This window comes from Brevibacterium siliguriense, assembly GCF_900105315.1.
Classification (GTDB): Bacteria; Actinomycetota; Actinomycetes; order Actinomycetales; family Brevibacteriaceae; genus Brevibacterium; species Brevibacterium siliguriense.
Map to the genome: position 1 here is coordinate 2,281,188 of NZ_LT629766.1, position 11,888 is coordinate 2,293,075.

General features: G+C 68.6%; 9 protein-coding genes and 1 pseudogene. 3 read left to right on the forward strand and 7 right to left on the reverse strand.

Annotation, left to right across the window (positions count from 1 at the left end):
- Window positions 1-11: 11 nt before the first annotated feature.
- The 6 genes and pseudogenes from BLU88_RS10070 to BLU88_RS10095 form a co-directional block, all read right to left on the reverse strand.
- Entirely contained in the window at window positions 12-2,156 is a 2,145-nt protein-coding gene (locus BLU88_RS10070) for a heavy metal translocating P-type ATPase (protein WP_092013185.1), read from the reverse strand.
- 90 nt (window positions 2,157-2,246) lie between these two features.
- Window positions 2,247-2,842 (reverse strand): annotated as a pseudogene (locus tag BLU88_RS10075) (YdhK family protein).
- A gap of 148 nt (window positions 2,843-2,990) precedes the next feature.
- Entirely contained in the window at window positions 2,991-3,335 is a 345-nt protein-coding gene (locus BLU88_RS10080) for a hypothetical protein (RefSeq protein ID WP_092013188.1), read from the reverse strand.
- A gap of 49 nt (window positions 3,336-3,384) precedes the next feature.
- Window positions 3,385-5,598: a heavy metal translocating P-type ATPase gene (locus BLU88_RS10085; protein ID WP_092017400.1), complete on the reverse strand. Its 2,214-nt coding sequence runs from the start codon at window positions 5,596-5,598 to the stop codon at window positions 3,385-3,387.
- A gap of 124 nt (window positions 5,599-5,722) precedes the next feature.
- A complete protein-coding gene (locus BLU88_RS10090) occupies window positions 5,723-6,667 on the reverse strand; it encodes a hypothetical protein (RefSeq protein WP_092013191.1) in 945 nt (314 codons plus the stop codon).
- On the reverse strand, window positions 6,667-6,876 hold the full coding sequence (locus tag BLU88_RS10095) for a heavy-metal-associated domain-containing protein (protein ID WP_092013194.1): 210 nt from the start codon (window positions 6,874-6,876) through the stop codon (window positions 6,667-6,669). The genes BLU88_RS10090 and BLU88_RS10095 overlap by 1 nt, the downstream gene beginning before the upstream one ends.
- A 240-nt stretch (window positions 6,877-7,116) precedes the next feature.
- Here BLU88_RS10095 and BLU88_RS19145 point away from each other — a divergent pair, with 240 nt between their 5' ends.
- Together BLU88_RS19145 and BLU88_RS10105 are read left to right on the forward strand one after the other, a co-directional pair.
- Window positions 7,117-7,464 (forward strand): hypothetical protein, encoded by a 348-nt coding sequence (locus BLU88_RS19145; RefSeq protein WP_407922853.1) that lies wholly within the window; start codon window positions 7,117-7,119, stop codon window positions 7,462-7,464.
- A gap of 206 nt (window positions 7,465-7,670) precedes the next feature.
- On the forward strand, window positions 7,671-9,179 hold the full coding sequence (locus BLU88_RS10105; protein ID WP_092013200.1) for a multicopper oxidase family protein: 1,509 nt from the start codon (window positions 7,671-7,673) through the stop codon (window positions 9,177-9,179).
- A gap of 322 nt (window positions 9,180-9,501) precedes the next feature.
- On the opposite strand, the gene BLU88_RS10110 is transcribed toward BLU88_RS10105, so the two are convergent.
- On the reverse strand, window positions 9,502-11,067 hold the full coding sequence (locus tag BLU88_RS10110; protein WP_092013203.1) for an MFS transporter: 1,566 nt from the start codon (window positions 11,065-11,067) through the stop codon (window positions 9,502-9,504).
- 166 nt (window positions 11,068-11,233) lie between these two features.
- Here BLU88_RS10110 and BLU88_RS10115 point away from each other — a divergent pair, with 166 nt between their 5' ends.
- Complete coding sequence (locus tag BLU88_RS10115; protein ID WP_092013206.1) at window positions 11,234-11,866, forward strand: TetR/AcrR family transcriptional regulator; 633 nt, start codon at window positions 11,234-11,236, stop codon at window positions 11,864-11,866.
- The last annotated feature ends 22 nt before the right edge of the window (window positions 11,867-11,888 follow it).

Sequence of the window (11,888 nt, forward strand, 5' to 3'; positions counted from 1 at the left end):
GGGTGTGTCCTTCACTTCTGGTGCTCCAGGACGGAGCGAGTGCTGGCATCTGGGGTGAGGTCGATGCGACGCAGCAGCTGGGCATTGAGCGCGACGACGACAGTGGAGATCGACATCAGGATCGCGCCGACCGACATCGGCAGGACGAACCCGACAGGTGCGAGCACGCCCGCCGCGAGCGGTACAGAGAGCAGGTTGTATCCGGCAGCCCACCACAGGTTCTGCTTCATTTTACGGTATGCGGCACGGGAGAGCTGGATGACCGACAGGACGCTGCGCGGGTCGGAGCTGGCGAGGATGACGCCGGCAGAGGCGATGGCGACGTCTGTGCCTGCCCCGATGGCGATACCGACGTCGGACTGCGCCAGCGCAGGGGCATCGTTGACGCCGTCGCCGACCATCGCGACCCTCTTGCCCTCGTCCTGGAGCGCAGCGACCTTGGCGGACTTGTCCTCGGGGCGGACGCCGGCGAAGACACGGTCGATGCTGAGTTCCCGGCCAACCTCGTTCGCCACGGCCTCGGCGTCGCCGGTGATCATAACGACCTCGACGCCGAGCTCATGGAGGGCGTCGACGGCGTCGCGGGACTCGGGCCGGACCTCGTCGGCGAGCTTGAGGCCGCCGATCACTTGGCCGTCGCGGAGGACGTGCAGGATGATCGCACCCTCGGCCCGCCACGCGTCGGCCGTGTCGACCTCGTCCTGCCCGGTCTCCTCGAGCAGCCGTGGACCGCCGACGCGAATCTCCTGGTCGGCCACGGTCGCGGTGACGCCGACTGCCGGGGAGGAGGAGAACCCACTGGCCGGCTCGAGGGCGAGGTTCTTCTCCTTGGCGGCGGTGACTATGGACCGGGCGAGCGGGTGCTCGCTGTCGGCCTCGGCCGCGGCGGCCAGGGCGAGCACCTCGTCGGAGTCCAGGTCGCCGGTCGATTCGACGCCGGTGACGGTGGGCTCGCCCTTGGTCAGGGTGCCGGTCTTGTCGAAGAGCACCGCATCGACCAGGCGCATGGACTCCAGCGCGAGGCGGTCCTTGACCAGGACGCCGCCGCGGGCGGCGCGCTCGGTGGCGATGGAGACCACCAGCGGGATCGCCAGGCCCAGCGCGTGTGGGCAGGCGATGACGAGGACGGTGATGGTGCGAATGACCGCATCGTCGGGGAGCCCGAAGAGAGTCCAAACGACTGCGGTGATCAGGGCCGCACCGAGGGCGAACCAGAACAGCAGGGCGGCGGCGCGGTCGGCGATGCGCTGGGCGCGGGAGGAGGAGCCCTGCGCCTCGGCGACGAGCCGGTTGATGCCCGCCAGCGCCGTGTCGTCGCCGGTGGCGGTGATCTCGACGCGCAGGCCGGAGTCGGTGGCCACGGTGCCGGCGGTGACTGCATCGCCCTCGCCGCGGGCGACGGGACGCGATTCTCCGGTGATCATGGACTCGTCCATGTCGGCGCGGCCGTCGACGATGGTGCCGTCGGCGGGGACGCTGCCGCCGGGGCGGACGATGACGACGTCGCCGACGCGCAGGTCGGCCGGGTCGAGCTTGACGACGTCGTCGCCCTCGACACGCTCCGCCTCATCGGGCAGCAGTGCGGCCAGGGAGTCCAGCGCGGAGGTGGTCTGGGCCAGGGAGCGCATCTCGATCCAGTGGCCCAGCAGCATGATGACGATCAGCAGCGCCAGCTCCCACCAGAACTCGAGCTCGTGGTGGACGAGCCCGAGCGTGGCGGCCCAGGAGGCGAGGAACGCGACGGTGATGCCGAGCGCGATCAGCAGCATCATCCCCGGCTGGCGGCTCTTCAGCTCGCTGACGGCACCGGTGAGGAACGGGGTGCCGCCCCAGGCGTACATGACGGTGCCGAGCACCGCGGCCACCCAGCCTGCCCAGCCGGGCACGGAGTACCCGAGGAGCATGGCGAACATGGGGGAGAACGCGACCACCGGGATGGCGATGACGAGGTTGATCCAGAACAGCCTGCGGAACTGGCCGACGTGGTCGCCGTGGCCCGCATGACCACCATGACCACTGCCGTGATCACCGTGCCCGGCGTGGTCACCATGTTCCATGGTGTGGCCTTCGTGCTCGGCGCGCGAGGCGTCAACATGGCCGGACTCGGTGGTCGCGACGCCGTCGTGGTCATGGTGATGCGTGGTCGGGTCCGTCATTGCTCTTCGCTTCCCCTCGTTCTTCCCCGGTCTTTCCTTCGATCGGGTCGTGTCTCGCCGCGGACCTTGAATGGGCCCGCGGCGACCGGCTCAGGAGGCCGGCTTGATCTCGCTCTCGACGACCCACTTGTGGTTGGTCATCGTCATGCCGTCGGACTCGTAGTCGACCATGTAAACGGTCTCGTCGGTGGAGGAGGCGATGGTCGCCTTCGCGCCTTTCATGCCCTCCATGTGTTCGGCCTCGAGAGTGACCTCGGTGCCGTCGGCCAGACGCCCATCTCCGGCGTCCTTGATCTCCTCCTGCACGACCCACTTGTGATCCTCGACCGGATCCCCGCCGGTGGTGGGCGTGAAGTTCACCGCGTAGGTGTAGGTGTCGAACGCGCCGGCGATCGTGGCGTTTGCGCCGTCCATGCCCTCCATGTGTTCGGCGGTGAGCGTGACCTCGGTGCCGGCCGGGTACTTCGGCGACGCAGCCTTCTCGATGCCCTCGGGGCGGGGCCGCCGTCCATCGGATGCTCCATCCCGCCGCTGTCAGAACTGCTGCCACTGCTTCCGTGGCCCTCGTGCTCGCTGGTCGATGAGGGCGTCGCTTGGTCCTGGTCTCCTCCGGTGCTGCAGCCGGTGAGCACGAGTGCTCCGCCGAGCACTCCTGCGGCGACGGTGGTCATGAGGCGCTTGCGCATAAAGTCTCCTATTCATTCTGGCCCGATCAACATTATACCCCTCTGGGGTATCGGTCGAATATCGATCGGCGGGCGTGGAATCGCTCAGCTACGATCCAGTCGACCCGGGGCGGCAGCAGTGATGCTGCAGCCCCGGGTCGTCGAAGGATCAGGCCATGTTGGCGGCGTACTTGGCTGGATCGGAGTCGAAGGTCGGTCCGCAGCCTGGGCAGCAGAGCCAGAAGCGCTGCCCGTCGTAGTCGCGGAATAGGCCCTTTTCTTCGGCGTCCTGCTTGTTGACCGGATTGCCGACCATGACGGGGCAGGTGGTCATGTCGTCGTCGCTTCCTTCGACGAGAAGGTTATCGCGATGTCCGGAATCGGCGGCGGGGTTCTCTGCGCCGATCATGCCGCAGCAGCTGGAACCGTCGCTGACAGGTTCCTCGGCGGCGGATGCCTTGGCTGCGGGGGAGGTGCTGCAGCAGCTGGTGGATGCCTGGTCTTCGTTGCTCATTCTCGGTGAATGCCTTTCGTGTGTTCGGATGATGATCGGTTCTGCGGCGTCACTGCTTGGCGACGCTGCGGAACCCGCGCAGGCGGAGGCTGTTACCGACGACGAAGACGCTGGAGAACGCCATCGCCGCGCCTGCGAGCATGGGGTTGAGCATGCCCAGCGCTGCGACCGGGATGGCCGCGACGTTGTAGGCAAACGCCCAGAACAGGTTCGACTTGATCGTGCCCAGGGTCCTGCGGGAGAGCCGGATCGCGTCGACCGCGGCCCTCAGGTCCCCGCGCACGAGCGTGATGTCGGAGGCCTCAATGGCGACGTCGGTGCCGGTGCCCATCGCCAGGCCCAGGTCGGCCTGGGCCAGCGCCGGGGCGTCGTTGACGCCGTCGCCGACCATCGCGACGACCTTCCCCTCGCCCTGCAGGCGGGTGACGACGTCGACCTTGTCCTTGGGCAGAACCTCGGCGATGACCTTCTCGATGCCGACCTCGGCGGCGATCCGCCGGGCGACGGCCTCGTTGTCGCCAGTGAGCAGGACCGGGGTGAGGCCGAGACCCTTCAGGCCGGCGATGGCCTCGGCGCTGGTGGGCTTGACGGCGTCGGCGACGACGAGGATCCCGCGGGCCTGTCCGTCCCAACCAACGGCGACGACAGTCTTGCCCTCGTCCTCGGCTGCGGCCTTGGCGGCGGCGACATCGGGGGAAAGGTGCTGAGACCAGTCGGCCAGCAGGGACTCCCGGCCGACGAGCACCCCGCGGCCGTCGACGACGCCCTGGACGCCCTTGCCCTCGATGTTCGCAAAGTCCTCGGGCGTGGGCAGCTTCCCGACCTTCTGGACCGCGCCCTTGGCGATGGCCTGGGCGATCGGGTGCTCGGAGGCGTCCTCCAACGCGCCTGCCAGGCGCAGCAGCTCGGTGCGGTCGACGCCGGGCTCGGTGATCGCCTCGACCAGGGTCATTTTGCCGGTGGTGACGGTGCCGGTCTTGTCCAGCACCACAGTGTCGACCTTGCGGGTGGATTCGAGGACCTCGGGGCCTTTGATGAGCACGCCCATCTGCGCGCCGCGGCCGGTGCCGACTAGCAGTGCGGTGGGGGTGGCCAGGCCGAGGGCGCAGGGGCAGGCGATGACGAGGACCGCGACCGCTGCGGTGAAGGCCGCGGAGACGGGGAATCCGGCCCCGAGCCATGCGCCGAGGGCGATGACGGCGATAGCGACGACGATCGGGACGAACACGCCGGAGATCCGGTCGGCCAGGCGCTGGACCGCGGCTTTGCCGGTCTGGGCGTCCTCGACGAGTTTGGCCATCTGCGCCAGTTGGGTGCCCGATCCGACGCGGGTGGCGTGGATGACCAGGCGGCCGCCGGCGTTGACGGTCGCGCCCGTGACCGGGTCGCCAGCGACGACCTCGACCGGCACGGACTCTCCGGTGAGCATAGAGGCGTCCACGGCCGATGTCCCGGATACGACGGTGCCGTCGGTGGCGATCTTCTCGCCCGGGCGGACGACGAATTCGTCGCCGACCTGAAGGTCGTCGATCGGGATCTTGACCTCGGCCCCGCCGCGCAGGACCGAGACCTCCTTCGCGCCGAGCTCGAGCAGCGCGCGCAGTGCGGCACCGGCCTGGCGCTTGGAGCGCTTCTCGAAGTAGCGGCCGGCGAGGATGAACATCGTCACGCCGGCGGCGGCCTCGAGGTAGATGTTGCCCGCGCCGTCGGACGGAGCGATGGTGAACTCGAAGGGATGCGTCATCCCCGGCGTCCCGGCGGTGCCGAGGAACAGGGCGTAGAGCGACCACAGGAACGCCGCGGTCGTGCCCATGGAGATGAGGGTGTCCATGGTCGCGGTGCCGTGGCGCAGGTTGGTCCACGCCGCCTTGTGGAACGGCCAGGCCGCCCACACGATCACCGGTGCGGCCAGGGCCAGAGAGGCCCACTGCCAGTAGGAGAACTGGAGCGCGGGAACCATGGCCATGGCGATCACCGGGACGGTGAGCACGATCGCGCCGATGAGGCGGTGCTTGAGCGATGTCAGTTCGGAGTCGGGAGCTTCGCCGTCGTTGCCGGTCGGGCCCGATGACGTCGCGTCCTTGGGCTTGGGCATGGCGGCGGTGTACCCGGTCTTCTCCACCTCGGCGACCAGCAAGGCGGGGTCGTAGCCGGCGGGCACGGTGACCTTGGCCTTCTCGGTGGCGTAGTTGACCGTGGCGGAGACACCCTCGAGCTTGTTGAGCTTCTTCTCGATCCGGTTCGCGCAGGAGGCGCAGGTCATCCCGCCGATCTCGAGTTCGATGCCGGCGTCCGCGACCAGCGGCGCTTCGGTGTTCGTTGCAGCTTGGGTGCTCACTGCAAATCCTTTCCTGTTGCTTCTTCGGCGACGCCCTGCCCTTTGGGGTTCAGTGGCCGCCCGAGTGCGATTCGTCGTCTGCCTGAGTGCCGTCGCCGTGCCCGGCGTCGACCACGAACCGTGCGGTGCGGACCTGCCCGTCGACCTGGAAGTCCAGGTACAGCAGGTACCGGCCGGCGGTGGGGACCTCGGCGGCGAAGCCGACGTCTGGTCCTCCGGTCGACCCCGCTTTGGGCTCTTCGCCGGCGGGGTGCACGTGCAGGTAGGCCAGATCGCCCTCTCGCAGCGCGACCAGGTGGCCGTACGCGCCGAGGTAGGGCTGGAGTGCGGTGACCGGCTTGCCGTTGCGCTCTACGGTGGCTGTCAGTTCGCTCGTGCTTCCGGCGGCGAGGTCACCATCGAGGGTGACGGTGTACCCGTCGACCTCGACGGTGCGCGAGACCGTCGCTTCGACCGGGGCGTAGTCGCCGGCGACCTCGACAGCGCGGGTGAGCGTGACCCCCTCGGCGTCCTGCCCGGCTGTGAAGTCGGCGTAGACGCGGTAGGTTCCCGCCTCGTCCCAGCTCCACGATGACTCCGACCAGGTGCCGGTGGCCTCGTCCAAGTCCGGGTGCACGTGGCGGAACTGCGTCCCGTCGGTGCGCACCACGATCAGGTGCAAATCCTTCTCATGGGTCGTCGTGTACTCCGTCACCGGCTGCCCGTCCTCATCGAGGATCCGGAAGCTCAGCGTGCCGGCATCATTGGTGCCCGAGGGGGCCGTGACGGGGGAGAGGATGTAGCCGGCAGCGCTGGCCGAGACGCCGTTCATCGCGTGCTCCATGTTTTGCTCCTCCGTGTCGCTGTGACCCTCGCCGTGGGCGTTCGAGTCGCTGCTCTTGGCCCAGGCGGTCACGACGCTGTCGGGGACGGCGACGCCGGCGAGCCCGAAGGCTGCGCCGAACGCCACCACCAGCCCAGCGCCGTAGGCCGCGAGCCTGACTGGTACCTTCATCAGACCCGGACCGCCGTGTAGCCGGCTTCCTCGACCGCGGCCAGGACCTTCGCGTCGTCGACCTCGTCGGAGGCGGAGACGACGAGCTTGCCGGTCTGTGCGCTGACCTGGACGTCGGTGACACCGGAAATCTCGCCGACCTCCTCGCGGACCGACACCTCGCAGTGCCCGCAGGTCATGCCCGTCACCTGGTATTCGTTCGCAGCCATCGGATAGCCTCCTCAATCTGGGTACCCCGGTGGGTACCTGTGTGAGTGCAACCGTATACCCCTTGAGGGTATTCCTGCAAGGCAAGCCGGACTCGCCGTTGAATGAGCCCGCCGCGTCGAAGGGATACGCCTCCGGGGTATGCTTTGGCTGTGGAGACCGTGACCGATGAACCCCGCCGCAGCCGGCACTGGCTTCAGCTGGTCGTTCTTGCGGCGCTGCTGATCACTGGTCTTCTCGGCATGCACGCGCTGGTCGGCGGGCCGGCAGCGGCGACGACCTCCACGGCGTCGCCTGCTCACGCATCCTCGTCTTCTCCCGGCATGACGGGCATGACGACTACCGCCTCCATGTCGAGCGCGTCCGGAGCACAGGGCCTGGTGCGCGGCTCCGGCGGCTGCGCAGACGCAATGAACAGCGGCGACTCCACCTGTGTCTCCGCGCCTACGGCCGAGAGCATTCCGGCCCTCCCCGTTCCGTCCGTCGCGGCGGTGCCCACACCCGCCTCTGCGCCCATGCCGGCTCCGCCGTCCGAGACGCCTCGCCGGTTCGCGCTGACGCATCTGGAGCTGTCGATCTACCGAACGTGAGCATTGAGGAGCGCCGATGCGGCGTTCCTCAATCAGCTGCCTCGGCGGGTCCACGACCCTGCCGTGCCTGCCACGACACCGTGTCCCAAAACGCTGGCCCCTCTTCCGGGGCCAGGCAGCCCTGCGCCTCCGGCTATCCGTGATCGTCGAGCGCGCAGGCGCGATGTCGTGGCCCCGTTCACCATCGACAAAGAAGGACATCACCCATGCATTCCACCCTGAACCGTCGACAGTTCCTGTCCGTCAGCGCATTGACGCTGACCGCCGCCGGCCTCGCCGGATGCAGCACCACTGCCACCAAGACAAACTCGTTCATTGGGCCCAGCAGCACCGCAGTCAGTGCCGCCGAGGCGAAGCGCCACCGCACCGGAACGATCGTGCAACGCGCGCTGACCGCCGAGCCGGTCACACTAGACCTCGGCGGGAAGACCGCCAAGACCTGGGCGTACCGGGGAGCGTCGGCGACCAAGCCGCTGCGCGGAAACGTCGGCGACACCCTGAAGGTCGACTTCACCAACGACCTGCCCGACCCGACCAGCCTCCACTGGCACGGCCTGGCCCTGCGCAACGACATGGACGGAGTGCCGAGCCTCACCCAGGAGCCCATCGAGCCCGGCGGATCGTTCGACTACGAGTTCACCCTGCCCGAGCCGGGCACGTTCTGGTTCCACCCGCACGTCGGCACGCAGCTCGACCGCGGCCTGTATGCGCCGCTGATCATCGACGATCCGAACGAGAAGGGCGACTACGACCAGGAATGGGTCATCGTCCTCGACGACTGGCTCGACGGCGTCACCGCGACGCCCGACGAGGTCCTCGCCGAGCTCAAGAAGGGGATGATGGACCACGGCGGCATGGACATGGGGCCGATGCGGATGGGCAACACCCTCATGGGCGCGACCTCACCTCTGCTCGGCGGCGACGCCGGCGACGTCTACTACCCCCTCTACCTGATCAACGGCACTCCCGCGAACGACCCCCAGACCTTCAGTGCCAAGCACGGGGAGCGGATCAGGCTGAGGATCATCAACGCCGGCGGCGACACCGCCTTCCGCTTCGGAGTCACCGAGCACCCGCTGACGATCACCCACACCGACGGATTCCCCGTCGAGCCGCACGAGGCCGAGAGCGTCGTGCTCGGCATGGGGGAGCGCTACGACGCGATCATCACCGCCGGCGACGGCGCGTTCGCGGTCGTCGCCGAGGCCGTGGGGAAGCAGTACCAGGCCCTCGCCGTCCTGCGCACCGGCTCGGGCAGCGCACCCGCGAAGGACGTGACGCTGCCGCAGACGAAGAATCCCGCCACAGCGGGCGATCTCAGGGCAGCCGGCGAGGTCGCTCTTCCCAAGCGCGGCGTCGACCGCACGCTCACCCTCGAGCTGACCGGTGGCATGGAGAAGTACGACTGGGCGATCAACGGCAAGCGCATGAACATGGACCAACCGATGCGCGACGCCCTCGGCATCGCCGACGGGGAGCGGGTCGCCCTCGAGTTCAAGAACTCGACGACGATGTGGCACCCGATGCACCTGCACGGGCACACCTACCAGCTTCCCGGCGGCGGGCCACGCAAGGACACCTCGATCGTCCTGCCCGGCACGACGCTGCGCGTCGAGTTCGACGCCGACAACCCCGGGCGGTGGCTCACGCACTGCCACAACGTCTACCACGGGGAAGCCGGGATGATGACGACGATCGCCTACCAGGAGAACTGACGCACCGGGGCCGCACACCTTACCGGGTGCGCGGCCCTGCGCCTCAAATGCGCGGACATGGTGTCTTCGTGACCTGGGCGAGACGATCCGATGCCCCCGACGCGGCGCATCGGAGCAGGCAGTGCAGCGCACGCCGCAACGTCGGTGAGTGTCGGACAGTGTCGATGGTGGTTCTGAGCGTGGTCATCGTGACTCCTTCGGCGTCGTTCGGCGGCCTCGTCGCGGGACGCAACTGCCGTCCTCTCGGCGTACCTGTCGCGGGTGTCGGCGTTCGCGTCCGGCGGACTCATCCGTCCGCCGGACACGAACGGTCGGGGGTATGTCACGACTCCTGAGCGGGCTCCTTCTCGGCCTCGTCGTGGGCCTGCCCGGTGGGGCGGATGTGGCGCAGACCGACGGCGGCGATGATCGCCGCGAGGGCAGCGATGATCGCGGAGGTGATCCCGGCGGCGTTGAGTCCGCTGGTGAACGCCTGCTGGGCCGCGGTCGTCAGTGCCGCTCCGATGTCGCCTGGCAGCTGCCCGGCGGCGGCGATGGCCCCGTCGATCCCGGTCTCGGCCGCGGCCGCCGCCTCCGGCGGCAGCCCATCGGGCAGGGAGCCGGAGATCTGGCTGCGGTAGGCGGCGATCCCGATGCTGCCGATGACCGCGACGCCGAGGGAGATCCCGAGGTCATTGACGGTCGTCGCGAGCCCGGAGGCACCGCCGGCCTTCTCCGGTGGGACCGAGCTCACCACCAGGTCCGTGGTGAGCGCCATGGACGGCGCGACCCCGGGGTAGGTGACGACGAAGCTCGCGATCACGAGCGCGAGACCAGTGCCGGCGTCGAGCTGGGTGAACAGGATGTAGCCGACGACCTGGGTGAGCAGCCCGACGGCGATCACGTTGCCCGGCCGGAACTTCCGGGCGAGCATCGGCGAGAGGGTCGAGACGACGATGAGGACTGCCGCGGCGGGCAGGATCGACAGCCCGGCCTGCATGGGCGAGAGCCCCTGGACCTGCTGCAGGTACTGGGTGAACAGCGAGTACACCCCACCCAGCGCCGCGGCCGAGAGGAGGAACACCGCAAGTGCTCCGCTGACGGTGCGGTTGGCGAACAGCCGCACGTCGAGCAGAGGCTGGGTCGCGCGCAGCTGCCGGATCACGAACCACAACCCGACCAGTGCTCCGGCGATCAGCAGGCCGATCGACGGACCGGCCGGCTCCTGGGTGGCGAAGCGCTTGACGCCGTAGATGATGGCCAGCAGCGAGGCGACCAGGAGCAGTGCGCTGAGCAGATCGATCTTCGCGGTCGGATCCTTGTGCTCAGGCAGCAGCAGCGGCGCGCCGATGGCCACCAACGCCATCACGGGCACCGCGACCAGGAACGTCGCCTGCCAGCCGAAGACTTCCAGCAGCAGTCCGGACAGCAGTGGTCCGAGGGCGACGCCGGCGGAGATCCCGCCGGCCCACACGCCGATCGCGACGCCTCGCGCCTTCGGGTCGGCGAAGAGCACGAAGATCAGTCCCAGCGTGGACGGGAGCATCATGGCTCCTCCCACGCCGAGGATGGCGCGCCAGGCGATCATCAGCTCGGGACTGGTCGTCAACGCCGCAGCGATGGACACGATCCCGAACAGGACCGCGCCGATCACCATGAGCAGCCGCTTGCCGATCCGGTCGCCGAGGACGCCCATCGCGACCAAGAATCCAGCCATGACGAACCCGTAGATGTCGAGGATCCACAGCAGCTGTGCGCTCGTCGGATTCAGGTCGGCGGCCATGTTCGGGGCCGCCAGGAACAGAATCGTCAGCATCATGAACAGCAGGGTCGACGGGATCACGAGGACCGCGAGCCCCCACCACTGCTTCGCCCCGGTCCGGGGTGCAGGTGCATTCGTCTCAGACATGGCGCACCGCCTTGTTCTGCGTCGTCGTTCTCATGGCTACATTGGTCCTTTCGCTCTCAACAGGGTTGTCACGGGCCGGGAGGCCCTCAGCCGAAGTCAAGCATCGGTGTACGACTTCTAACGGCTATACTAGCTCGTATATTCCCGTACGAGTTAGAGGTGGGGCATGCCGAACGGCAAGGGCGCGGCCGGCGCTGGTGAGCAGAAGCCGGTGCGGCGAGGAAAGACGGCTAACCAGCGGGCTGACGCCCAGCGCAACCGGGCGAAGATCCTCGCGGCGACGCCGGACGCGCTCCGGAAGGACCCCGATGCCTCCGTCGCCGACATCGCCGCCGAGGCGGGCGTCGGCCGGATGACCCTCTACGGGCATTTCAAGACCCGGGCCGAGCTCATCGACGCAACCCTCGTTGACGGACTGGACGGGGCCGAGGCCGTCCTGGCCGACGTGCCCCTCGACGGTGATCCGAGCGAAGCGTTCGAAGCCCTGATCACCTCGAGCTGGATGCTCCTGGAGCGCATCCGCGCCGTGCTCGTCGTTGCTCAGCGCGAACTGCAGCCGGCGCGCATTCGCGAGATGCATGAGAAGGCCGAAGCTCGGATGCGGGGACTGCTCGAGCGCGGTCAGCGCGAAGGCGCCTTCCGCGCGGATCTGCCTGTCGACTGGCTGCTTGCGGTCACCCACCTGACCATGAACGCCGCAGCCGAAGAGGTCACGGCCGGCCAGCTCGACCGGGATGATGCGGCTCGCGTCATCGTCACCACCCTGCACTCCGCCTTCGCCGCCAACGACCGAGCCTGACTGCTCGAATCGACAGCCAGGG